Origin of the sequence: Pseudomonas petrae, from assembly GCF_021728295.1 — a bacterium.
GTDB lineage: Bacteria > Pseudomonadota > Gammaproteobacteria > Pseudomonadales > Pseudomonadaceae > Aquipseudomonas > Aquipseudomonas petrae.
Genome location: NZ_JAKJXE010000013.1, coordinates 125,466 through 148,271 on the forward strand (window position 1 = coordinate 125,466; position 22,806 = coordinate 148,271).

20 protein-coding genes are annotated in these 22,806 nt (G+C 60.5%); 14 read left to right on the forward strand and 6 right to left on the reverse strand.

Annotation, left to right across the window (positions count from 1 at the left end; all coding sequences use genetic code 11):
* Window positions 1-7 precede the first annotated feature (7 nt).
* The 12 genes from L4G42_RS21065 (at window position 8) to nuoN (ending at window position 14,507) form a co-directional block, all read left to right on the forward strand.
* Window positions 8-682 carry a NuoB/complex I 20 kDa subunit family protein gene (locus L4G42_RS21065; protein ID WP_065989126.1) on the forward strand — a complete coding sequence of 225 codons (675 nt, stop codon included), beginning with the start codon at window positions 8-10 and terminating at the stop codon, window positions 680-682.
* 74 nt (window positions 683-756) lie between these two features.
* Window positions 757-2,538, forward strand: coding sequence for an NADH-quinone oxidoreductase subunit C/D (nuoC, locus tag L4G42_RS21070; RefSeq protein WP_237252297.1), 1,782 nt, complete (start codon window positions 757-759; stop codon window positions 2,536-2,538).
* A gap of 2 nt (window positions 2,539-2,540) precedes the next feature.
* On the forward strand, window positions 2,541-3,038 hold the full coding sequence (gene nuoE / locus L4G42_RS21075) for an NADH-quinone oxidoreductase subunit NuoE (RefSeq protein WP_237252296.1): 498 nt from the start codon (window positions 2,541-2,543) through the stop codon (window positions 3,036-3,038).
* A complete protein-coding gene (nuoF, locus tag L4G42_RS21080) occupies window positions 3,035-4,393 on the forward strand; it encodes an NADH-quinone oxidoreductase subunit NuoF (RefSeq protein WP_237261181.1) in 1,359 nt (452 codons plus the stop codon). Before nuoE ends, nuoF begins: the two co-directional genes overlap by 4 nt.
* 136 nt (window positions 4,394-4,529) lie before the next feature.
* On the forward strand, window positions 4,530-7,241 hold the full coding sequence (gene nuoG / locus L4G42_RS21085) for an NADH-quinone oxidoreductase subunit NuoG (RefSeq protein ID WP_237252294.1): 2,712 nt from the start codon (window positions 4,530-4,532) through the stop codon (window positions 7,239-7,241).
* The gene (gene nuoH / locus L4G42_RS21090; protein ID WP_037008811.1) at window positions 7,238-8,227 is read left to right on the forward strand and encodes an NADH-quinone oxidoreductase subunit NuoH; all 990 of its coding nucleotides are present in this window, start codon (window positions 7,238-7,240) and stop codon (window positions 8,225-8,227) included. The genes nuoG and nuoH overlap by 4 nt, the downstream gene beginning before the upstream one ends.
* Window positions 8,228-8,238: 11 nt before the next feature.
* On the forward strand, window positions 8,239-8,787 hold the full coding sequence (gene nuoI / locus L4G42_RS21095) for an NADH-quinone oxidoreductase subunit NuoI (protein WP_037008808.1): 549 nt from the start codon (window positions 8,239-8,241) through the stop codon (window positions 8,785-8,787).
* 9 nt (window positions 8,788-8,796) lie between these two features.
* Window positions 8,797-9,297: an NADH-quinone oxidoreductase subunit J gene (nuoJ, locus tag L4G42_RS21100; RefSeq protein WP_037008804.1), complete on the forward strand. Its 501-nt coding sequence runs from the start codon at window positions 8,797-8,799 to the stop codon at window positions 9,295-9,297.
* Between the two features lie 4 nt (window positions 9,298-9,301).
* Window positions 9,302-9,613, forward strand: a complete 312-nt coding sequence (gene nuoK, locus L4G42_RS21105; protein WP_065989117.1) for an NADH-quinone oxidoreductase subunit NuoK — start codon at window positions 9,302-9,304, stop codon at window positions 9,611-9,613.
* Window positions 9,610-11,457, forward strand: coding sequence for an NADH-quinone oxidoreductase subunit L (gene nuoL / locus L4G42_RS21110; RefSeq protein WP_237252292.1), 1,848 nt, complete (start codon window positions 9,610-9,612; stop codon window positions 11,455-11,457). The genes nuoK and nuoL overlap by 4 nt, the downstream gene beginning before the upstream one ends.
* A 52-nt stretch (window positions 11,458-11,509) precedes the next feature.
* Entirely contained in the window at window positions 11,510-13,042 is a 1,533-nt protein-coding gene (nuoM, locus tag L4G42_RS21115; protein ID WP_237252291.1) for an NADH-quinone oxidoreductase subunit M, read from the forward strand.
* 7 nt (window positions 13,043-13,049) lie between these two features.
* Entirely contained in the window at window positions 13,050-14,507 is a 1,458-nt protein-coding gene (nuoN, locus tag L4G42_RS21120) for an NADH-quinone oxidoreductase subunit NuoN (RefSeq protein ID WP_237252290.1), read from the forward strand.
* Between the two features lie 870 nt (window positions 14,508-15,377).
* Here nuoN and L4G42_RS21125 read toward each other — a convergent pair.
* The 6 genes from L4G42_RS21125 to L4G42_RS21150 form a co-directional block, all read right to left on the reverse strand.
* Window positions 15,378-16,442 (reverse strand): AI-2E family transporter, encoded by a 1,065-nt coding sequence (locus L4G42_RS21125; RefSeq protein WP_237252289.1) that lies wholly within the window; start codon window positions 16,440-16,442, stop codon window positions 15,378-15,380.
* Between the two features lie 138 nt (window positions 16,443-16,580).
* Window positions 16,581-18,260 (reverse strand): methyl-accepting chemotaxis protein, encoded by a 1,680-nt coding sequence (locus tag L4G42_RS21130; RefSeq protein ID WP_237252288.1) that lies wholly within the window; start codon window positions 18,258-18,260, stop codon window positions 16,581-16,583.
* Between the two features lie 83 nt (window positions 18,261-18,343).
* Window positions 18,344-19,702, reverse strand: coding sequence for an ATP-binding protein (locus L4G42_RS21135; protein ID WP_237252287.1), 1,359 nt, complete (start codon window positions 19,700-19,702; stop codon window positions 18,344-18,346).
* Window positions 19,699-20,367, reverse strand: coding sequence for a response regulator transcription factor (locus L4G42_RS21140; protein ID WP_237259766.1), 669 nt, complete (start codon window positions 20,365-20,367; stop codon window positions 19,699-19,701). Before L4G42_RS21140 ends, L4G42_RS21135 begins: the two co-directional genes overlap by 4 nt.
* Window positions 20,367-20,696: a PepSY domain-containing protein gene (locus tag L4G42_RS21145; protein WP_237252285.1), complete on the reverse strand. Its 330-nt coding sequence runs from the start codon at window positions 20,694-20,696 to the stop codon at window positions 20,367-20,369. The genes L4G42_RS21140 and L4G42_RS21145 overlap by 1 nt, the downstream gene beginning before the upstream one ends.
* Window positions 20,696-21,004: a PepSY domain-containing protein gene (locus L4G42_RS21150; RefSeq protein WP_237252284.1), complete on the reverse strand. Its 309-nt coding sequence runs from the start codon at window positions 21,002-21,004 to the stop codon at window positions 20,696-20,698. The genes L4G42_RS21145 and L4G42_RS21150 overlap by 1 nt, the downstream gene beginning before the upstream one ends.
* A 162-nt stretch (window positions 21,005-21,166) precedes the next feature.
* Between L4G42_RS21150 and L4G42_RS21155 the strand changes: the two genes are divergently transcribed.
* Window positions 21,167-22,249, forward strand: a complete 1,083-nt coding sequence (locus tag L4G42_RS21155; RefSeq protein ID WP_237252283.1) for a patatin-like phospholipase family protein — start codon at window positions 21,167-21,169, stop codon at window positions 22,247-22,249.
* 104 nt (window positions 22,250-22,353) lie between these two features.
* Window positions 22,354-22,710, forward strand: coding sequence for a 6-carboxytetrahydropterin synthase QueD (gene queD, locus L4G42_RS21160; RefSeq protein ID WP_237252282.1), 357 nt, complete (start codon window positions 22,354-22,356; stop codon window positions 22,708-22,710).
* Window positions 22,711-22,806 lie beyond the last annotated feature (96 nt).

The window sequence follows — 22,806 nt, forward strand, 5'->3', positions numbered from 1 at the left end:
TTTGGCAATGCAATATAATCTCACCAGGATCGACCCGGATGCTCCTAACGAGCAGTACCCCATCGGCGAACGCGAAGTCGTTTCCGATCCGTTAGAAGACCAAGTCCACAAAAACATCTACATGGGCAAGCTTGAAGACGTACTGAATGGTGCCGTCAACTGGGGTCGCAAGAACTCCCTCTGGCCGTACAACTTCGGTCTTTCGTGCTGCTATGTGGAAATGACCACCGCCTTCACGGCGCCCCACGACATCGCGCGCTTCGGCGCCGAAGTGATCCGGGCCTCGCCGCGTCAAGCGGATTTCATGGTGATCGCCGGCACACCGTTTCTGAAGATGGCTCCGATCATCCAGCGCCTCTATGAGCAAATGCTGGAGCCCAAGTGGGTCATCTCCATGGGCGCCTGTGCCAACTCCGGTGGCATGTACGACATCTATTCCGTGGTTCAGGGCGTGGATAAATTCCTCCCTGTGGATGTTTACGTGCCCGGCTGCCCGCCCCGTCCAGAGGCATTTCTGCAAGGCTTGATGCTGTTGCAGGAATCCATTGGCCAGGAGCGTCGTCCCCTTTCCTGGGTCGTCGGTGACCAGGGCGTTTATCGCGCCGAGATGCCGTCGCAGAAGGAACAGCGCCGCGAACAGCGTATTGCGGTGACAAACCTGCGCAGCCCCGACGAAGTCTGATCCAGTTTTTCTTTTACAAAAAGAAGCCTGAACCTGGGTTCATTCTGTACGTTGACCGATAGCGATCGAGACCTATGACTGCAGACACCGCTCTGTACATCCCGCCTCACAAGGCTGACGACCAAGAGGTCGTCGTTGAACTCCATAACCGTTTTGGCGCTGAAGCCTTCACCGCCCAGTCCACTGTCACTGGCATGCCCGTGCTGTGGGTGCAACGTGCCCGGCTGATCGAAATCCTGACCTTCCTGCGTCAGATGCCCAAGCCGTACGTGATGCTTTACGACTTGCACGGCGTCGATGAACGCCTGCGCACCAAGCGCCGTGGTTTGCCGGATGCTGATTTCACCGTGTTCTATCACCTGATGTCGATAGAACGTAACAGTGACGTGATGATCAAGGTCGCGCTCTCCGAAAGCGATCTGAGCATGCCGACCGTGACCGGCATCTGGCCGAACGCCAACTGGTACGAGCGTGAAGTGTGGGACATGTTCGGGATCGACTTCCCGGGCCACCCGCACCTGACCCGCATCATGATGCCGCCGACCTGGGAAGGTCACCCGCTGCGCAAGGACTTCCCGGCCCGCGCCACCGAGTTCGACCCGTACAGCCTGACCCTCGCCAAGCAGCAACTGGAAGAGGAAGCCGCGCGTTTCCGTCCGGAAGACTGGGGCATGAAACGTTCCGGCACCAATGAGGATTACATGTTCCTCAACCTGGGCCCGAACCACCCTTCGGCCCACGGTGCGTTCCGCATCATCCTGCAGCTGGACGGCGAAGAGATCGTCGACTGCGTGCCGGACATCGGTTACCACCACCGTGGCGCCGAGAAAATGGCCGAGCGCCAGTCCTGGCACAGCTACATTCCGTACACCGACCGCATCGATTACCTCGGCGGCGTGATGAACAACCTGCCGTACGTGCTCTCGGTCGAGAAACTGGCCGGCATCACCGTGCCGGATCGGGTCAACGTCATCCGCATCATGATGTCCGAGTTCTTCCGCATCACCAGCCACCTGCTGTTCCTGGGGACGTACATCCAGGACGTGGGCGCCATGACCCCGGTGTTCTTCACGTTCACCGACCGTCAGCGCGCCTACACCGTGATCGAAGCCGTCACCGGTTTCCGTCTGCACCCGGCCTGGTTCCGCATCGGCGGCGTTGCCCACGACCTGCCGCGCGGCTGGGAGAAACTGGTCAAGGACTTCATCGACTGGATGCCCAAGCGTCTGGACGAATACACCAAGGCGGCGCTGCAAAACAGCATTCTTAAAGGTCGTACCGTCGGCGTTGCCGCGTACAACACCAGGGAAGCGCTGGAATGGGGCGTCACCGGGCCTAGCCTGCGGGCGACCGGTCTGGACTTCGACCTGCGCAAGGCGCGTCCGTATTCGGGCTACGAGAACTTCGAATTCGAAGTGCCTCTGGCCCACGATGGCGACGCCTACGATCGCTGCATCGTGCGCGTCGAAGAGATGCGCCAGAGCCTGAAAATCATCGAGCAGTGTATGCGCAACATGCCGGCCGGCCCGTACAAGGCGGATCACCCGCTGACCACGCCGCCGCCGAAAGAGCGAACCCTGCAGCACATCGAAACCCTGATCACGCACTTCCTGCAGGTCTCGTGGGGCCCGGTCATGCCGGCCAACGAATCCTTCCAGATGATCGAAGCGACCAAGGGCATCAACAGTTATTACCTGACGAGCGACGGCGGCACCATGAGCTACCGTACCCGGATTCGCACCCCAAGCTACCCGCACCTGCAGCAGATCCCTTCGGTGATCAAAGGCAGCATGGTCGCGGACTTGATTGCGTACCTGGGTAGTATCGACTTCGTTATGGCCGACGTGGACCGCTAAGCATGAATAGCACGCTTATCCAGACAGACCGTTTCGCCCTGAGCGAATCCGAGCGCTCGGCCATCGAGCACGAAATGCATCACTACGAAGACCCGCGCGCGGCGTCGATCGAAGCCCTGAAGATCGTTCAGAAGGAACGCGGTTGGGTGCCGGACGGCGCGATCTACGCGATCGGCGAAGTGCTGGGCATCCCCGCCAGCGACGTTGAAGGCGTGGCGACGTTCTATAGCCAGATCTTCCGTCAGCCGGTGGGCCGCCACATCATTCGCGTCTGCAACAGCATGGTCTGCTTCATCGCCGGTCACGAAGACATCGTCGGCGAGATTCAGAGCACGCTGGGCATCGGCCTGGGCCAGACAACCGCCGACGGCCGCTTCACACTGTTGCCGGCCTGCTGCCTCGGCAACTGCGACAAAGCGCCGGCGGTCATGATCGACGACGATACTTTCGGCAATCTGCAGCCCGCGGGCGTCGCGCCGCTGCTGGAGGGTTACGTATGACCATCACTTCCTTCGGCCCCGCCAACCTCATCACCCGCGCCCCGGAAACCCATCCGCTGACCTGGCGTCTGCGCGATGACGGCGAGCCGGTGTGGCTCGATGAATATGAGAAAAAAGACGGTTATGCAGCGGCGCGCAAAGCGTTCGGGACGCTGTCGCCTGACGAAATCGTCCAGGCCGTCAAAGATTCCGGCCTCAAGGGTCGCGGCGGCGCGGGCTTCCCCACGGGCGTGAAGTGGGGGCTGATGCCCAAAGACGAATCCATGAACATCCGTTACCTGCTGTGTAACGCCGATGAGATGGAGCCGAACACCTGGAAGGACCGCATGCTGATGGAGCAACTGCCCCATCTACTGGTTGAAGGCATGCTGATCAGCGCTCGCGCACTGAAGGCCTACCGCGGTTACATCTTCCTGCGCGGTGAATACACCACCGCGGCGGTGCACCTGCGCCGTGCGGTGAAAGAGGCCGAAGCGGCCGGCCTGCTGGGCAAGAACATCCTCGGCACCGGCTTTGATTTCGAACTGATCGTGCACACCGGCGCCGGGCGTTATATCTGCGGCGAAGAAACCGCGCTGATCAACTCCCTGGAAGGCCGTCGCGCCAACCCGCGTTCCAAGCCGCCCTTCCCCGCCGCTGTGGGCGTGTGGGGCAAGCCGACCTGCGTTAACAACGTCGAAACCCTGTGCAACGTCCCGGCCATCGTCAACAACGGCAACGATTGGTACAAAGCCATCGCGCGTCCGGGCAGCGAAGACATGGGCACCAAGATCATGGGTTTCTCCGGCAAGGTGAAGAACCCGGGCCTGTGGGAATTGCCATTCGGCTTGCCGGCACGCGAGTTGTTCGAAGACTACGCGGGCGGCATGCGTGACGGCTTCAAGCTCAAGTGCTGGCAACCCGGTGGTGCAGGCACAGGCTTCCTGCTTCCTGAGCACCTGGATTGCCAGTTCTACGCCGGCGGCGTGGCCAAGGTCGGCACCCGGATGGGTACCGGCATGGCGATGGCTGTTGATGACAAGGTCAACATGGTCTCGCTGATGCGCAACCTGGAAGAGTTCTTCTCCCAGGAGTCGTGTGGCTTCTGCACACCGTGCCGAGACGGCTTGCCGTGGAGCGTGAAAATCCTGCGTTCCATCGAAAAAGGCGAGGGTCAACCGGGCGATATCGAGACGCTGCTGGGCCTGGTTAACTTCCTCGGCCCTGGCAAGACATTTTGTGCTCACGCACCGGGCGCCGTGGAACCGCTGGGCGCCGCCATCAAGTATTTCCGGTCTGAGTTCGAAGCAGGTATTGCCCCGGCACGTCCGGGCAGCCTGACTCAAGTCAGCAGCCCGACGGTGGTTGGCGCATAACAAGATAAAAAGTCGGCAGCCAATAAGGCAGCCGACTTCGTACCCGATGACGCCTTGACAGGCTGTTTAAGTCGGGTAGCACCGAGATTCCATTAGCCACGCCCGCTGACACCGGGCCAACGAAGAACTTTGAACCATGGCCACTATCCACGTAGACGGCAAAGCGCTCGAAGTCGATGGCGCAGACAACCTGTTACAGGCATGTCTGTCGCTGGGCCTCGACATCCCTTATTTCTGCTGGCATCCGGCACTTGGCAGTGTTGGCGCCTGTCGCCAGTGCGCGGTCAAGCAGTACACCGACGAGAACGACACCCGTGGTCGTATCGTCATGTCCTGCATGACGCCCGCCACTGACAACACCTGGATCTCCATCGAAGACGACGAATCCAAGGCGTTTCGCGCCAGCGTCGTCGAATGGCTGATGACCAACCACCCGCACGACTGCCCGGTCTGCGAGGAAGGCGGTCACTGTCATTTGCAGGACATGACGGTGATGACCGGCCACAACGAGCGCCGCTATCGCTTCACCAAACGCACCCACCAGAATCAGGAACTGGGGCCGTTCATCGCACACGAGATGAACCGCTGCATCGCCTGCTATCGCTGCGTGCGCTTTTATAAGGACTACGCCGGCGGTACTGACCTCGGCGTGTTCGGCGCCCACGACAACGTGTACTTCGGTCGCGTTGAAGACGGCACCCTGGAAAGCGAGTTCTCCGGCAACCTCACCGAGGTCTGCCCGACCGGTGTGTTCACCGACAAGACCCACTCCGAGCGCTACAACCGGAAATGGGACATGCAGTTTTCGCCGAGCATCTGCCACGGCTGCTCAAGCGGTTGCAACATCAGCCCGGGCGAGCGTTATGGCGAAATCCGCCGTATCGAGAACCGCTATAACGGTTCGGTGAACCAGTATTTCCTCTGCGACCGTGGCCGTTTCGGTTATGGCTACGTCAACCGCACGGACCGTCCACGTCAGCCGCTGGCCGAAGGCATCAAGCTGGGCCTGGACGCTGCGCTGGATAAAGCGGCTGACCTGCTGCGCGGGCGCAATATCGTCGGCATCGGTTCGCCGCGCGCCAGCCTGGAAAGCAACTTCGCCCTGCGCGAGCTGGTCGGTGCCGAGCACTTCTACTCGGGCATCGAAGCCGGTGAGCTGGAGCGTCTGCGCCTGATCGCTCAGGTATTGAAAGACAGCCCGCTGCCGATCCCGACGATGCGCGAAATCGAAGAGCACGACGCCGTGTTCATCCTTGGCGAAGACGTCACCCAGACCGCTGCACGCATGGCCCTCGGCCTGCGTCAGTCGGTGAAGAATAAAGCCGAAGACATGGCCGCTGCGATGAAAGTCCAGCCATGGCTCGACGCTGCGGTGAAGAACATCGGCCAGCACGAGATGAACCCGCTGTTCATCGCCAGCCTGACCGACACCCGCCTCGACGACATTGCCGAAGAGTGCGTGCACGCTGCGCCCGACGACCTGGCGCGCATCGGTTTCGCCGTGGCCCACGCCATCGACCCGAGCGCCCCGGCCGTTGTCGGTCTGGACAGCGAAGCGCTGGAGCTGGCCGAACGCATTGCGGCGGCATTGCTCGAAGCCAAACGTCCACTGATCGTGTCCGGCGCCTCGCTGGGCTCGAACGCGCTGATCGAAGCCGCGGCGAACATCGCCAAAGCCTTGAAGCTGCGCGACAAGCAGGGTTCGCTGAGCCTGATCGTGCCGGAAGCCAACAGCATGGGTCTGACCCTGTTCGGTGGCGGCTCGGTTGACGCTGCGTTGCAGGCTGTGATTTCGGGCCAGGCCGACGCCATCGTCGTGCTGGAAAACGACTTGTTCACCCGCGTTGACGCTGCGACGGTCGAGGCTGCATTGAAGGCCGCCAAAGTGCTGATCGTTGCCGATCATCAGAAGACCGCGACCTCTGACCGAGCGCATCTGGTGCTGCCGGCCGCAAGCTTTGCCGAAGGCGACGGTACGCTGGTCAGCCAGGAAGGCCGCGCCCAGCGCTTCTTCCAGGTGTTCGACCCGACTTATCTGGACGCGAGCATTCTGGTTCACGAAGGCTGGCGCTGGCTGCATGCCCTGCGCGCCACCCTGTTGAATCAGCCAGTTGACTGGACTCAGCTCGACCACGTCACCGCTGCCTGCGCTGCGAGCAATCCGCAACTGGCCGGCATTGTCGGTGCCGCGCCATCTGCTTCCTTCCGCATCAAGGGTCTGAAACTGGCCCGCGAACCGCTGCGTTACAGCGGCCGGACCGCGATGCGCGCCAACATCAGCGTGCACGAACCGCGCACGCCGCAGGACAAGGACACCGCGTTCGCGTTCTCGATGGAAGGTTATTCGGGCTCTGCCGAACCGCGCTCCCAGGTGCCGTTCGCCTGGTCGCCGGGCTGGAACTCGCCACAAGCGTGGAACAAGTTCCAGGACGAAGTCGGTGGTCACCTGCGTGCTGGCGATCCGGGCGTACGCCTGATCGAAAGCAGTGGCGACAAGCTGGGCTGGTTCGCCAACGTCCCACGCGCCTTCGCCCCCGCTCAAGGGACCTGGCAGGTCGTGCCGTTCTATCACTTGTTCGGCAGCGAGGAGACCTCCTCCAAAGCCGCGCCGGTTCAAGAGCGCATTCCGCAGGCCTATGTAGCCTTGGCCAAGTCCGAAGCCGACCGTCTGGGCGTCAACGACGGCGCACTGCTCAGCCTGACCGTGGCCGGCCAGACCCTGCGTCTGCCGCTGCGCATCAGCGAAGAACTGGGCGCAGGCCTGGTGGCATTGCCGTCCGGTCTGACCGGCATTCCTCCGGCGTTGTTCGGCAAAACGGTCGAAGCACTGCAGGAGGCCGCTCAATGACCTGGTTCACCCCTGAAGTGATCGACTCGATCATCGCTGTGGTCAAGGCCATCGTGGTGCTGCTCGCCGTGGTGGTCTGCGGCGCGCTGCTCAGCTTCGTCGAACGCCGTCTGCTGGGCTGGTGGCAGGACCGTTACGGTCCGAACCGCGTGGGTCCGTTCGGCATGTTCCAGATTGCTGCCGACATGCTGAAGATGTTCTTTAAAGAAGACTGGAACCCGCCCTTCGTTGACCGGGTGATCTTCACCCTGGCGCCGGTGGTGGCCATGAGCGCGCTGTTGATCGCGTTCTCGGTGATCCCGGTCACCCAGACCTGGGTGGTTGCCGACCTGAACATCGGCCTGCTGTTCTTCTTCGCCATGGCCGGTCTGTCGGTCTATGCGGTGCTGTTCGCCGGTTGGTCATCGAACAACAAGTATGCCCTGCTGGGCAGCTTGCGTGCCTCGGCGCAGACCGTGTCCTACGAAGTGTTCCTCGGCCTGTCGCTGATGGGCATCGTGGTGCAAGTCGGTTCGTTCAACATGGGCGACATCGTCAAGTACCAGGCCGATCACCTGTGGTTCATCATTCCGCAGTTCTTCGGTTTCTGTACGTTCTTCATCGCTGGCGTCGCCGTGACTCACCGTCACCCGTTCGACCAGCCGGAAGCGGAACAGGAACTGGCCGACGGTTACCATATTGAATACGCCGGCATGAAGTGGGGCATGTTCTTCGTCGGTGAGTACATCGGCATCATCCTGATATCGGCGCTGCTGGTAACGCTGTTCTTCGGTGGCTGGCACGGCCCGTTCGATATCCTGCCGCAACTGTCGTTCATGTGGTTTGCCCTGAAAACCGCTTTCTTCATCATGCTGTTCATCCTGTTGCGTGCCTCGATCCCTCGTCCGCGTTATGACCAGGTGATGGATTTCAGCTGGAAGTTCTGCTTGCCACTGACCCTGATCAATTTGCTGGTGACCGCTGCGGTCGTCCTGGCGGCTCAGTGAGGATTTGACCCATGTTCAAATATATTGGCGACATCGTTAAGGGTACGGGTACCCAACTGCGCAGCCTGATCATGGTCTTCGGCCATGGCTTCCGTAAGCGTGACACCCTGCAATATCCGGAAGAGCAGGTGTATTTGCCGCCGCGCTACCGTGGCCGCATCGTCCTGACCCGCGACCCCGACGGCGAAGAGCGCTGCGTGGCCTGCAACCTGTGCGCCGTGGCGTGCCCGGTGGGTTGCATCTCGCTGCAGAAGGCCGAGACCGACGACGGTCGTTGGTACCCGGAGTTCTTCCGCATCAATTTCTCGCGTTGCATCTTCTGCGGCATGTGTGAGGAAGCTTGCCCGACCACCGCGATCCAGCTGACACCGGATTTCGAGATGGCCGAGTTCAAACGTCAGGATCTGGTGTACGAGAAGGAAGATCTGCTGATCTCCGGCCCCGGCAAGAACCCTGATTACAACTTCTACCGCGTTGCGGGGATGGCCATCGCCGGCAAGCCGAAAGGCGATGCACAGAACGAAGCCCAGCCCATCAACGTCAAGAGCTTGCTGCCTTAAGGAAGAAAGATGGAATTCGCTTTCTATTTCGCATCCGGCATCGCTGTGGTGGCCACCCTTCGGGTGATCACCAACACGAACCCGGTGCACGCCCTGCTCTACCTGATCATTTCGCTGATCGCCGTGGCCATGACCTTCTTCAGCCTCGGCGCACCTTTTGCCGGTGCCCTGGAAGTCATCGCTTACGCGGGCGCCATCATGGTGCTGTTCGTCTTCGTGGTGATGATGCTGAACCTGGGCCCGGCCTCGGTTCAACAAGAACGCGCCTGGCTCAAACCCGGCATCTGGCTCGGCCCGATTCTGCTGGGCGGCCTGCTCCTGGCGGAATTGATCTACGTGCTGTTTGCCAACTCCACCGGCGCCTCTATCGGTCACACCACGGTGGACGCCAAAGCGGTCGGCATCAGCCTGTTTGGCCCTTACCTGCTGGTTGTCGAACTCGCCTCGATGCTGCTGCTTGCGGCAGCCGTGACGGCGTTCCATGTCGGCCGCAATGAGGCGAAGGAGTAAAGCCATGAACTCAGCAATCCCTCTGGAACATGGTCTGGCTGTCGCCGGCATCCTGTTCTGCCTCGGCCTGGCGGGCCTCTTGGTACGCCGCAACATTCTGTTCGTGTTGATGAGCCTGGAAATCATGATGAACGCAGCCGCGCTGGCCTTTGTCGTCGCGGGCAGCCGTTGGGCGCAGCCTGACGGCCAGATCATGTTCATTCTGGTGATCAGCCTTGCCGCAGCCGAGGCCAGCATTGGCCTGGCGATCCTGCTGCAACTGTATCGCCGCTTCCACACGCTCGATATCGACGCTGCCAGCGAGATGCGCGGATGAACCTACTCTTTCTGACTTTCGTATTCCCCCTGATCGGTTTCCTGCTGCTGTCGTTCTCGCGCGGCAAATGGTCGGAAAACCTCTCAGCCCTGATCGGCGTGGGTTCTATTGGCCTGTCGGCCATCGTTGCCGCGTACGTGATCTGGCAATTCAACGTCTCACCACCAGAAGGCGGTCACTTGACCATGGTGCTGTGGCGCTGGATGTCGGTGGACGGCTTCGAGCCCAACTTCGCCCTGTATGTCGATGGCCTGTCCATCACCATGCTCGGTGTGGTGGTCGGCGTCGGCTTCCTCATCCATCTGTTCGCCTCGTGGTACATGCGCGGTGAAGACGGCTACTCGCGTTTCTTCGCCTACACCAACCTGTTCATTGCCAGCATGTTGTTCCTGATCCTGGGCGACAACCTGCTGTTCATCTACTTCGGTTGGGAAGGCGTGGGCCTGTGCTCGTACCTGTTGATCGGTTTCTATTACAGCAACCGCAACAACGGCAACGCGGCACTGAAAGCCTTCATCGTCACGCGCATCGGCGACGTGTTCATGGCCATCGGCTTGTTCATTCTGTTCCAGCAACTGGGCACGCTAAACATTCAGGAACTGCTCGTTCGCGCGCCACAGCACTTCAAGGTCGGTGACTTCTGGATCGTTCTGGCCACGCTGATGCTGCTGGGCGGCGCTGTCGGTAAATCCGCGCAACTGCCGCTGCAGACCTGGCTGGCGGACGCGATGGCCGGTCCTACCCCGGTGTCGGCACTGATCCACGCCGCAACGATGGTAACGGCAGGTGTTTACCTGATCGCACGGACTCACGGCCTGTTCATCCTGGCGCCGGACATCCTGCATCTGGTAGGCATCGTCGGCGGCGTGACCCTGGTACTGGCGGGTTTCGCGGCACTGGTGCAGACCGATATCAAACGTATCCTCGCCTACTCGACCATGAGCCAGATCGGCTACATGTTCCTGGCGCTGGGTGTGGGTGCATGGGACGGCGCGATCTTCCACCTGATGACCCACGCCTTTTTCAAGGCGCTGCTGTTCCTCGCGTCCGGTGCGGTGATCGTTGCCTGCCACCACGAGCAGAACATCTTCAAGATGGGCGGCCTGTGGAAGAAACTGCCACTGGCCTATGCCAGCTTCATTGTCGGCGGCGCAGCGCTGTCGGCCTTGCCACTGGTCACAGCGGGCTTCTACTCCAAGGACGAAATCCTCTGGGAAGCGTTCGCCAGCGGCCATCAGTACCTGCTGTACGCAGGTCTGGTCGGTGCGTTCATGACCTCGCTGTACACCTTCCGCCTGATCTTCATCGCCTTCCACGGCGAAGCGAAGACCGAAGCCCACGCCGGCCACGGGATTTCCCATTGGTTGCCGCTGGGTGTGCTGATCGTGCTGTCGACGTTCATTGGCGCCTGGATTCATCCGCCACTGGCCGGCGTACTGCCGGAAAGCGCGGGCCATGCCGGCGGCGAAGCCAAGCACAGCCTGGAAATCGCCTCGGGCGCCATCGCCCTGGCCGGTATCCTGCTGGCGGCGGTGCTGTTCCTCGGCAAGCGTCGTCTTGCAACGGCCATCGCCAACAGTGGTCCGGGTCGTTTCCTGTCCGCATGGTGGTTTGCGGCCTGGGGCTTCGACTGGGTGTATGACGTGCTGTTCGTCAAACCTTACCTGGCGATCAGCCGCACCCTGCGTGGCGACCCGCTCGACCACACAATTGGCCTGATTCCGCGTCTGGTCAAAGCTGGCAACGGCTTGATGACCCGCACCGAAACCGGTCAGCTCCGCTGGTACGCCGCTTCGATCGCCGCAGGTGCCGTACTGGTACTCGGCGCGATTGTGCTGGTCTGATGAGTCGATCTGACATGAACCTTGCGACTTTGCGAAAGGAATTGAGCCCGTCATGATTCTGCCTTGGCTAATCCTGATCCCCTTCATCGGCGGCCTGCTGTGCTGGCAAGGTGAGCGCTTCGGCCCTACCCTGCCGCGCTGGATTGCGCTGTTGACCATGTCCCTCGAGACGATTCTGGGCCTGTGGGTCTGGAGCACCGGTACGTTTACCTACGCTCCGGCTCCGGGCGCCGATCCGACCTGGGCCCTTGAATTCAAGCTCCAGTGGATCCAGCGCTTCGGCATCAGCGTGCACCTGGCGCTCGATGGCCTGTCCCTGCTGATGATTCTGTTGACCGGCCTGCTGGGTGTCCTCTCGGTACTCTGCTCGTGGAAAGAGATCCAGCGTAACGTCGGCTTCTTCCACCTGAACCTGATGTGGATCCTGGGCGGCGTCGTCGGCGTGTTCCTCGCCATCGACCTGTTCATGTTCTTCTTCTTCTGGGAAATGATGCTGGTGCCGATGTACTTCCTCATCGCGCTCTGGGGTCACAGCTCGGCGGACGGCAAGAAGACCCGGATCTACGCAGCGACCAAGTTCTTCATCTTCACTCAGGCCAGCGGCCTGATCATGTTGGTGGCGATCCTGGGCCTGGTGCTGGTGCACTTCAACCAGACCGGCGTGATCACCTTCGGTTACGCGGACCTGCTGAAAACCAAACTGTCCCACAGCACCGAATACATCCTGATGCTGGGCTTCTTCATCGCCTTCGCGGTGAAGCTGCCGATCGTGCCGCTGCATTCCTGGCTGCCTGACGCTCACGCCCAGGCGCCGACCGCAGGTTCCGTGGACCTGGCGGGCATCCTGCTGAAGACCGCTGCATATGGTCTGCTGCGCTTTGCCCTGCCGCTGTTCCCGAATGCTTCGGCAGAGTTTGCGCCGATTGCCATGGTGCTGGGTCTGATCGGTATCTTCTACGGTGCCTTCCTGGCCTTCGCCCAGACTGACATCAAGCGTCTGATCGCGTTTTCCAGCGTTTCGCACATGGGCTTCGTGCTGATCGGCATCTACTCCGGCAGCCAGCAGGCGCTGCAAGGCGTTGTCGTGCAGATGCTCGCTCACGGTCTGTCGGCGGCCGCGCTGTTTATCCTCAGCGGCCAGTTGTACGAGCGTCTGCACACCCGCGACATGCGTGAAATGGGTGGGTTGTGGAGCAAAATCGCTTACCTGCCGGCCATCAGCCTGTTCTTCGCCGCTGCGTCGCTGGGCCTGCCCGGCACCGGTAACTTCGTCGGTGAATTCCTGATCCTGATCGGTAGTTTTGTCAGCGCACCGTGGATCACCGCCATCGCGACGTCCGGTCTGGTGTTCGGTTCTGTCTACTCGCTGATCATGATCCACCGCGCCTACTTCGGTCCGGCCAAATCCGACGCGGTCTATAAAGGCATGGACGGTCGGGAATTGATCATGGTGCTGGGTCTGGCGGTGTTGTTGATTCTGCTGGGCGTGTACCCGCAACCGATCCTCGACACCTCTTCGGCGACCATGCATGGCGTGCAGCAATGGCTCGGCACCGCCTTCACTCAACTCGCTTCGGCCCGGTAAGAGCGCTATGGACCTGACGATTCAACACTTTATTGCGCTGGCGCCGCTGCTGATTACCAGCATCACCATTGTGGTGGTGATGCTGGGCATCGCATGGCGTCGCAATCACTCGCAATCATTCCTGCTGACGGTAGCGGGACTCAACCTGGCTTTGCTGTCCATCTACCCGGCGCTGAAAGTTGCGCCGCTGGTGGTCACGCCATTGCTGCAGATCGACAGCTTCGCCTGCCTCTACATGGGCATTATCCTGGTGTCGACGCTGGCCTGCGTCACCCTGGCTCACGCCTACCTGGGTGAAGGCAAGGCGGGCTACCCGGGCAACCGCGAAGAACTTTACCTGCTGATCCTCATGGCTGCGGCCGGTGGGCTGGTGCTGGTCGCCGCGCAACACCTGGCGAGCCTGTTCATCGGCCTGGAACTGCTGTCGGTGCCGGTCTACGGTCTGGTGGCTTACGCGTTCTTCAACAAGCGTTCGCTGGAAGGCGGCATCAAGTACATGGTGCTGTCGGCCGCCGGCTCGGCGTTCCTGCTGTTCGGTATGGCGCTGCTGTACGCCGAATCCGGCAGCCTGGGTTTCAGCGAGATCGGCAAGGCCATCGCGGCCACCGGCATGCCAAGCCCGATCGCAAGTCTGGGCCTGGGCATGATGCTGGTGGGTCTGGGCTTCAAGCTGTCGCTGGTGCCGTTCCACTTGTGGACACCGGACGTGTACGAAGGCGCCCCTGCCCCGGTAGCGGCTTTCCTCGCCACAGCCAGTAAGGTTGCGGTGTTCGGCGTGCTGGTTCGCCTGTTCCAGATCTCCCCGGCGGCCACCAGTGGTGTGCTGACGGACGTGATGTCGGTCATCGCCGTGGCGTCGATCCTGGTCGGTAACCTGCTGGCCCTGACTCAGAACAACCTCAAGCGTCTGCTGGGTTATTCGTCCATTGCGCACTTCGGCTATCTGATGATCGCGATGGTGGCGAGCAAGGGCATGGCGGTCGAGGCGATCAACGTTTATCTGGTCACCTACGTGCTGACCAGCCTGGGCGCATTCGGCGTGGTCACGTTGATGTCGTCGCCCTACAGCGGCCGCGATGCCGATGCGATGTTCGAATACCGTGGCCTGTTCTGGCGTCGTCCGTACCTGACGGCGGTGCTGACCGTGATGATGCTGTCCCTGGCGGGCATCCCGCTGACGACTGGCTTCATCGGCAAGTTCTACATCATCGCAACAGGCGTCGAGGCGCACCTGTGGTGGCTGACCGGTTCGCTGGTCGTGGGCAGCGCCATCGGTGTCTTCTATTACCTGCGCGTGATGGTGACGCTGTTTCTGCAAGACTCGAAGATCCAGCGCCACGACGCCCCGTTCAACTGGGCGCAGCGTGCAGGTGGCGTGATGCTGTTGGGGATTACGCTGCTGGCGTTCTTCCTCGGCGTGTACCCGCAACCGCTGCTGACCCTGGTGGGCCATGCTGGTTTGTGATGATTGAGTGATGCACAAAAAACCCTGCCTTCGAGCAGGGTTTTTTATGGCTTTAATTTAGTAGGTCTGCCTCAGGGCAGACGTTTCGCCTTCGGCGAGTTACTTGGAAAAGCACCCCAAGTAACCAAGGGTGCTTGCTCTCGGTTTGGTTCCTCCTTCGTCGGAATACCCTCACTCCGGTCTTGCTCCGTGGGCCCGCGCCGAACGGACATCCATGTCCTGACGGCGCTCTCGCCGCATCCATGCGGCTCGGCCCACTGCGCAAAACCTGCGTTCAGCCTGCACCAAAGTCGCGATTGGCGGTGGCTGGGCTTTTTGCGTATGAAGATCAAAAGCAAATCAAAGGCCGATCAACGGCTTCCCGGCTAAAGCCGGTCCTACTGACCGCATGCACATTCACTGTAGGAGCGCGCTTGCCCGCGATGGCGTCCTGTCAGCCACACAGATGCCGCTGACCCACCGCAATTCGCGGGCAAGCGCGCTCCTACAGAGAATCTTCATCACGCCGAAGGACTCTTCTCGAACAAGCAGGCCGCAGATGCCGTTGCCGTTGCCGTTGCCGTTGCCGTTGCCGTTGATCTTCGTACACAAAAAGCCCAGACGACATCAATCGCGACTTGGGTGCAGGCTGAACGGAGGTTTCGCGCAGTGGGCCGAGCGGCATGGATGCCGCGAGAGCCGCCCCCCGCCATGGATGGCGGATGGCGGCGGGACCACGGAGCGTTGCCGGAGAGAGGGAACCCGACGAAGTCGGGCCCAACCGAGAGCAGGCACTTTTGCTTACTTTTGGTGCTTTTCAAAAGTAAGTCGCCGAAGGCGAAATGTCTGCCGTTAGGCAGACGCTTTAGATCTTGATCTTAGAAGCACACGCTAACCGGGCAATCGAACGGTTTTCTTATCGCCGGTAAACAAAGCCCACGTCGACATAAACAACGCCGCCACCATCGGCCCGATCACAAACCCGTTCAACCCGAACACCGCCATCCCGCCCAGTGTCGAAATCAGAATCAGGTAATCGGGCATCCGCGTGTCTTTGCCCACCAGGATCGGGCGCAACACGTTATCCACAAGCCCGATCACAAACACCCCGAACAGCCCCAACACCACGCCCTGCCAGATCATGCCGCTGAGCAGGAAGTACAGTGCAACCGGCGCCCAGACAATCCCCGCCCCCACCGCCGGCAGCAACGACAGAAACGCCATCATCACCGCCCAGAGCAAGGCGCTCGGGATATCCAATGCCCAGAAAATAAACCCGCCCAGCGCGCCCTGAGTCACCGCCACCACGATGTTGCCCTTCACCGTAGCGCGGACGACCCGGGTAAATTTCAACTGCAAACGACGCTTCTGCGGCTCAGTCAGCGGAATCGCGATGCGGATCTTGCGGGTCAGCTCCTGACCGTCACGCAGAAAAAAGAACAGTAAGTACAACATGATGAAAAAACCGACGACGAAATCGAATGTCCCCTGCCCGAAGCTGAACGCCTGCGTGGCCAGGTAGTTGCTGCCCTGCATCGCGCCTTTCGCGATCTTGTCGCGCAGCCCGTTGAAATCTCCCATGCCCAGGCGATCAAGCCAATGCTGCACATAGGGCGGCAGCAGCACTTTGAACTCAGCCAGGTACTTGGCGATATCAAGCTGGCCACTTTCCACATTCTTGTAAAGCGTCGCCCCCTCCTGAACCATCAGCGCCGCGATGACGATCACCGGCAGAATCGCGATGACCAGACAAATCATCAGCGTGCACAAAGAGGTCAGGTTGCGCTGCCAGCCAAGGCGGGCCAGCAGACGGCGTTGCAGTGGCGCGAAGATGATCCCGAGGATCACCGCCCAGAACACCGCGCCATAGAAAGGCAGCAGAATCCAGATGAACGCGATGGTCACCAGCACCAGTAACAGCAATAGGGTTTTATTTTGCAGCGCGGTTTCGTTCATGTTTCTTCCATGTCATTAAGCCGCGTCAAGCACACGGCCTGATGCTTAGTCCGTCAATCACCCCAGGAGTGCCGCGCCTGACGTGCAAGGCACATGGAAGAAGCGCGAGCGGCGGGCCCTGCGCCAGGCCAACCACGTCTAGATTCTGAACTGCCGGACCAGCTGGCCGAGCCGCTGATTCAGCTCCGTGAGGTTGCGTGACGTGGAGGCGCTGTGGCGGGTTTCATCAGCCACGCTTTCGACCGCTACTGCGATCTGGTGGACGCTGCGATTGATCTCTTCCGCCACGGCCGTCTGCTCCTCTGCGGCGCTGGCAATCTGCGCGTTCATGGCGTTGATGGTACCAATCAGTTGGCCGATCGTGTCCAGCGACGCGCCGGCTTCGTTGGCGCGCGCGGATGTCCCGTCGCCCGCCTCGCTCGAGCGTCGCATCGCCTGCACCGCGCCTTGGGTGCCCTGCTGCAAGCGGTCGATCATGCCCTGAATTTCCTGAGTGCTTTGCTGCGTACGGCTAGCCAGCGCGCGGACTTCATCGGCCACCACCGCAAACCCGCGGCCCGCTTCACCGGCACGCGCGGCTTCGATGGCGGCGTTGAGGGCCAAGAGATTGGTCTGATCGGCGATGGATCGAATCACTCCGAGCACGCCGACAATGGACGTCACATCATTTTGCAGGCTGTCCAGCGAGGTGCCGCTGTGGCGGATGTCGTTCACCAGCGCGTGAATCTGCTGAATACTGCCGTCGACCACACGCTTGGCCGCCTGACCTTCGGCATCGGTTTGCTGCGCCGCAACCGAAGCGCCCTGGGCACTTTTCGCGACTTCCTGGGCCGCAGCCGACATCTGATTGATCGCCGTGGCAACCTGGTCGGTCTCATGACGCTGACGCTCCATCGCCTGCTCAGAACGTTGCGCCTGATCAGTGACCTCACCCACAAGCCCGGTCAGCTGCGCCGTCATTTCGGCTATTTGCCGGACCAGCCCGTGGATCTTGTCGACGAAACGGTTGAACGACCCGGCCAGCTCGCCAAGTTCGTCCTGGGAGGTCACCGCCAGACGCTGGGTCAGATCACCCTCACCGGCCGCGATGTCATCAAGGTTGGCTTTCATCAGGCGCAACGGCCGCAGAATACCGCCCGCGATCCAGAAGCCCACCGCTGCAATAATCACCAGTACCAGCAGCGTGATGCCAATGATGCTGACGAGCATGTTCTGCCGGCGCTCGGCGACATTCTTCTGCAGCTCCAGAACCTTGGCATCGATGTTGTCCAGGTTAATCGACGACCCGAAGGCCATGTCCCACTTCGGCAGGTACTCGGTATAACCCAGTTTGGGTACGAGTTCGCTCGAACCCGGCAGCGCGGAGGAATATTCCAGGTAATGAGTACCCGCTTTCGCCACGTCAACGAGGCCGGCATTGACAAAAACGCCTTTTGGATCGCGGGCGTCCTTGAAGCTCTTGCCGATGCCGTCCGGGCTGTTGCCCTTGAACAGCCGCACCGCCTGAGAGTCGTAGCCGAAGAAGTACCCGTCCTTGGCGTAGGTGACCTGGGAGAGCATTTTGATGACTTTCGCGCGGGCTTCCATGTCACCCGGGGCCGAGGCGTCATACAGCGGTTTGATGGTGCCCAGCGCAACAGCCACGTAACTTTGCAACGTGGCTTTGGCCTCCGCGAGCAGGTGCTGGCGGGTTTCCTCGACTTCGCGCTTGCCCTGTTCACGGAGCATCATGACGGTGCTGGCGCTGATGATCAGTGCGAACACCAAGACCGGGAGCACTGCGAGTGAAAGTACTTTGGCTTTGAGATTTGGCCGCATAGAAGTCATGACCTTTTGTTTTTTGTGCGTTGCGCCGTTGGGGCTCCTTTACGGTTAACGGCCCGGCGTACAAAAAGTTGAGGTCACGAGGGTTGACGCGCGCTTTCGGCCCCAGGCAGTTGCGGGCTGACTCGCTCGGGCAGATCGATGCGCACTTGCAGCCCGCCCATGGTGCTGTCCAGCAACTGAATGCGCCCGTCCCACGCCTCGACGATGTCCTTGACGATGCCGAGGCCCAGACCGTGGCCGGTCACTTGCTCGTCCAGACGATTGCCACGGCCGATCACTTCATCGCGATGCTGCAAGGGGATGCCCGGGCCATCGTCGTCGATCAACAGGCAGTAGCCCTCAGTGCCTTTGGCAATGGTCAGCCTGACCTGGCTGTCGGCCCACTTGCAGGCGTTGTCCATCACGTTGCCCAACAACTCGAGGATGTCCTCACGATCCCACGGCAGGAACAGTGCCGCAGCGATCTCGCTGCTCAGTTCCAGATGCTCGCCATGAATCATCCGCAATGTGGAGAACAGCCCGGGTATCTCCGCAGCGCAATCAAACCGCGCGCCAGGCAAGGCATCGCCTGACAACCGCGCCCGATTGAGCTCGCGTTCAAGACGCTGCTGAATGTGCTGCAACTGATCGCGCAAGGTGTCGCGCACGTGCGGATGGCCCGCCAGTTTGTCGCCTTCGGCCAGGCTCATCAGCACGGCCAGCGGCGTCTTCAGCGCGTGGCCAAGATTGCCAAGGGCATTGCGGGAGCGCTTGAGACTGTCCTCGGTGTGGGCCAGCAGATGATTGATCTGCGCGACTAGCGGCTCAAGCTCCACCGGCACTCGCTCGTCGAGTTGCGAGCGCTGGCCTTGTTGCAGCTGGAAAATTTGTTCTCTGGCCCTTTCCAGCGGGCGCAAGGCGCGGCGAACCGTGACGCGCTGCAACACCAGAATCAATATCAGGGCCATCAACCCCAATCCGAGACCGATGCGCTGGACGAGCGCGAAACTGTCTCGCACCGGGGTGTAGTCCTGGGCAACGGTGATGGAGATGGTCTGCCCGAACTTGCGATAATCGGTGTGCAGCAGCAACAGCGATTGATCGGTCTTTTCCAGGGCAAGATCGGCATGCAGACCGGGCTGCCCGGGATGTGGCAATTCCAGATCCCAGAGCGAGCGCGAGCGCCAGTGCCCTTGGTCGAAATTGATCTGGAAATAATGGCCGGAATAGGGTCGTTGATAACCGGGCGACAGCCGATGCTCATCGAGTTGCAGGCCGTCGGGGCCGCGAACCAGTGCTATCAGCAGCAGCTCGCTTTCATTGCGCAGGCCAGACTCGAGATAACGCTGCAAGCCCACTTCAAACAACCACAGGCTGATCTGCGCCAGGATCAGTCCGACAATCAGCAATACACTGATCAGGCCCAGACTCAAGCGTCGCTGTATCGACCTCATTCGCCTGTCCCGGCAAAACGATAACCCTGGCCACGCCGCGTCTCGACCACGGCCCGTCCAAGCTTGCGACGCAAATGATTGACGTGGACCTCAATCACGTTCGAGTCCCGTTCGTTCTCCCCATCGTAGAGGTGCTCGGCCAGATGGCTCTTGGAGAGAATCTGCCCGGGGTGCAGCATGAAATAACGCAGCAGCCGAAACTCCGCCGCCGTCAGTTGAATGTCCTCCTCCCCGCGACTGACGCACTGGCGGCCTTCGTCCAGGTGCAGGCCCGCAGCTTCGAGTTTCGGTTGATTAGCCAGACCCCGGACACGGCGAAGCAGCGCTTGAATACGCAGCTGCAGCTCCTCGGGATGAAAGGGCTTGGTCAGATAATCGTCGGCGCCGGCCTTGAGGCCCTCGATACGCTCAGCCCAGGAAGCCCGCGCGGTCAGAATGAGTACAGGGGTGGACAGCCCGGCCGAGCGCCACTTCTGCAGAACCTCAAGCCCGGGAATGCCCGGCAGACCGAGATCGAGCACGATCAGGTCGTAAGGCTCAATGGCGCCTTGATGAATGGCGTCGCGGCCGTCGGTCAGCCAGTCGATCGCGTATCCCTGCCGACCCAGCGTGCTGATGAGCTCGTCCGCCAGGGGAACGTGGTCCTCAACCAATAACAAACGCATCAATCGTCTTCCTTGTCTTGCAACAGGCGGCTGTCACCGGCATCGAATTTCAGCTCGCGCACGACATGATCGGCGGTGAGAAGCTCGATCTCATACACCAACACACCGTGTTTTTCCTCAAGTTCGGCTTCAAGCAGCTTGGAGCCGGGGTAACGCCCCAGTGCCTGATCGATGAACTGCTCAAGCGGCAGAATCACGCCGTTCCTGCGCAGCTCAAGCACCTCGTCCTGATTCAGGTCCCGAGCCAGGCACGCCAAGCTCGGAGTGACCGCACATGCGGCCACCAGACAGTAAACGAATCGCTTGACGGGACGCTTACTGGAGATCATCAGGCGTCCTGATGGTCTTTGAGGATCTGCCCGCTGACGGCGTCGACTTCAACGTCCCACTCCATACCTTGCGCGTCGCGCAGTTCGATCTGGTAAACGTACTTGCCATATTCCTGTTCCAGCTCGGTGTCAGTGATGGTGGATTTCGGGTGCTTGGCCAAGGCGACGGCGTTGAGCTTTTCAAAGGATTGAATAGTACCTGCATCGCGCAGTTTCAGCGCCTCATCAGGACCTAAATCCCGGGCTTGGACATAACCGGCGGTGGCGGTGAGGGCAGTGGCAGCGATAAGGGCTGTCAGGATTTTCATGGTGGATCTCCGTAGTGTTCTGGTTGTTGACGGAGTCCACCATAAGCGGTCGAACTTAATTGAAGCTGAATTTATCTGGCTACGTGCCACTACCCGGCGAGCCGCCGGTGGATGAAAGGGGGGCCCACGATATACTTGCCCCTGTCCGACCTGGGAGAGGCCATGAGCAACATTCACATCAAATACCCGGCATTGACTATAAAGGCCGGCAGACGTGCGATGACCCGGATCAGGGAACATGGTCTATCGCCGATAGATGTCGGCATCATCCCTGGCGCAGCCGGTGGCCCTAAAGCACTGGGCATTCAGGGACTGGATCTGGCGCTGTTCGGCGAATGGCTGCCTAGGGCTCAACGGGAGCGCTCGTTGATTGGCGCTTCTATCGGTTCGTGGCGGTTTGCAAGCGCATGCCTGCCGGACCCAGTCGCAGGTATCCAGCGACTTGGGCGCCTGTACAACGAGCAGAGTTTCGCCAAAGGCGTGACAATGGCGCAGGTCACCCGCAGCTGCGTAACGATGCTCGACGCGCTTTTGCAGACAGATGATGCACACGTCCTGGCGAATCCCCATTACCGTCTGAACGTGATGATCGTCAAAAGCCATGGTTTGCTTGCGCGGGATCACCGCGCGGGCTTGAGTATGGGACTGGGGGCCGTTATCGCTGATAACCTGCTCGGGCGCGCACGCCTGTCGCGGCATTTCGAACGGCTGGTCATGCATGACCCACGCCTCGCCCCTCCCCTCCTGCCACTGACTGACTTCCCATCCAATTGCTTGCCACTGGACACATTGAACCTGCGGCAGGCATTGCTGGCGTCTGGCTCCATTCCGATGGTCATGGAGGGCGTTCCAGAGATACCCGGTGTCGGCGCAGGGATGTTCCGCGACGGCGGCCTCCTCGACTACCATTTGGATCTTCCGTACAGCGGAAGCGACATCGTGCTGTATCCGCACTTCACTGACAAAATCATTCCGGGCTGGTTTGACAAGGCGCTGCCATGGCGCAGAGGCGACCAGACTCGGCTTCAAGACGTCGTGCTGCTGGCACCCTCAAATGCGTACCTGGCTACGCTGCCCTACGGCAAACTGCCTGATCGGAGCGACTTCAAACGGTTCGTCGGGAAGGATGCGGATCGGCAACGGTATTGGCGTACTGCAATGGAAAGCAGTCAGCGGCTGGGGGATGAGTTTCTAGAGCTCGTCGACACGGGCCGTCTCGGCCAACGACTGGAACCCCTGGTTTAACCATGTGGTCAGGTTCTGCCTGTCACTCGCTAAACCATTACTGATAAACTCGCAGCTTGCATTTATCGCGCTGGCGATCGCCACTTCTCAAGGCTTATATCACCGTGGAAATTTTTAAAGAATTTACGTTCGAGTCCGCTCACCGGCTCCCTCACGTGCCGGACGGACACAAGTGCGGGCGTCTGCACGGCCATTCTTTCCGTTTAGCGATCTATCTGCAGGGCGAACCCGATCCCCATACTGGCTGGATCCGCGATTTCTCCGAGATCAAGACAATCTTCAAGCCTCTGTACGAGCGCCTGGACCATAACTACTTGAACGACATTCCCGGCCTGGAAAACCCCACCAGTGAAGTGCTGGTGAAGTGGATTTGGAAGGAGTTGAAGCCGCTGCTGCCAGAGTTGTCCGCCCTACGGATTCACGAGACATGCACCAGCGGCTGTGTGTATCGCGGTGACTAATCAGTGTTAGAAAGAAGACCACCCCACCGGGTGGTTTTTTTGGCGCGAACTTTGTTTTTTTCGCGCACAAAAACAAAACCCCATCTGCTTTCGCAA

Excerpts from the sequence above, each read along its gene's own strand:
- L4G42_RS21065 (WP_065989126.1), top strand. The coding sequence starts at position 8 with ATGCAATATAATCTCACCAGGATCGACCCGGATGCTCCTAACGAGCAG.
- nuoC (WP_237252297.1), top strand. The coding sequence starts at position 757 with ATGACTGCAGACACCGCTCTGTACATCCCGCCTCACAAGGCTGACGAC.
- nuoE (WP_237252296.1), top strand. The coding sequence starts at position 2,541 with ATGAATAGCACGCTTATCCAGACAGACCGTTTCGCCCTGAGCGAATCC.
- nuoF (WP_237261181.1), top strand. The coding sequence starts at position 3,035 with ATGACCATCACTTCCTTCGGCCCCGCCAACCTCATCACCCGCGCCCCG.
- nuoG (WP_237252294.1), top strand. The coding sequence starts at position 4,530 with ATGGCCACTATCCACGTAGACGGCAAAGCGCTCGAAGTCGATGGCGCA.
- nuoH (WP_037008811.1), top strand. The coding sequence starts at position 7,238 with ATGACCTGGTTCACCCCTGAAGTGATCGACTCGATCATCGCTGTGGTC.
- nuoI (WP_037008808.1), top strand. The coding sequence starts at position 8,239 with ATGTTCAAATATATTGGCGACATCGTTAAGGGTACGGGTACCCAACTG.
- nuoJ (WP_037008804.1), top strand. The coding sequence starts at position 8,797 with ATGGAATTCGCTTTCTATTTCGCATCCGGCATCGCTGTGGTGGCCACC.
- nuoK (WP_065989117.1), top strand. The coding sequence starts at position 9,302 with ATGAACTCAGCAATCCCTCTGGAACATGGTCTGGCTGTCGCCGGCATC.
- nuoL (WP_237252292.1), top strand. The coding sequence starts at position 9,610 with ATGAACCTACTCTTTCTGACTTTCGTATTCCCCCTGATCGGTTTCCTG.
- nuoM (WP_237252291.1), top strand. The coding sequence starts at position 11,510 with ATGATTCTGCCTTGGCTAATCCTGATCCCCTTCATCGGCGGCCTGCTG.
- nuoN (WP_237252290.1), top strand. The coding sequence starts at position 13,050 with ATGGACCTGACGATTCAACACTTTATTGCGCTGGCGCCGCTGCTGATT.
- L4G42_RS21125 (WP_237252289.1), bottom strand. The coding sequence starts at position 16,442 with ATGAACGAAACCGCGCTGCAAAATAAAACCCTATTGCTGTTACTGGTG.
- L4G42_RS21130 (WP_237252288.1), bottom strand. The coding sequence starts at position 18,260 with ATGCGGCCAAATCTCAAAGCCAAAGTACTTTCACTCGCAGTGCTCCCG.
- L4G42_RS21135 (WP_237252287.1), bottom strand. The coding sequence starts at position 19,702 with ATGAGGTCGATACAGCGACGCTTGAGTCTGGGCCTGATCAGTGTATTG.
- L4G42_RS21140 (WP_237259766.1), bottom strand. The coding sequence starts at position 20,367 with ATGCGTTTGTTATTGGTTGAGGACCACGTTCCCCTGGCGGACGAGCTC.
- L4G42_RS21145 (WP_237252285.1), bottom strand. The coding sequence starts at position 20,696 with ATGATCTCCAGTAAGCGTCCCGTCAAGCGATTCGTTTACTGTCTGGTG.
- L4G42_RS21150 (WP_237252284.1), bottom strand. The coding sequence starts at position 21,004 with ATGAAAATCCTGACAGCCCTTATCGCTGCCACTGCCCTCACCGCCACC.
- L4G42_RS21155 (WP_237252283.1), top strand. The coding sequence starts at position 21,167 with ATGAGCAACATTCACATCAAATACCCGGCATTGACTATAAAGGCCGGC.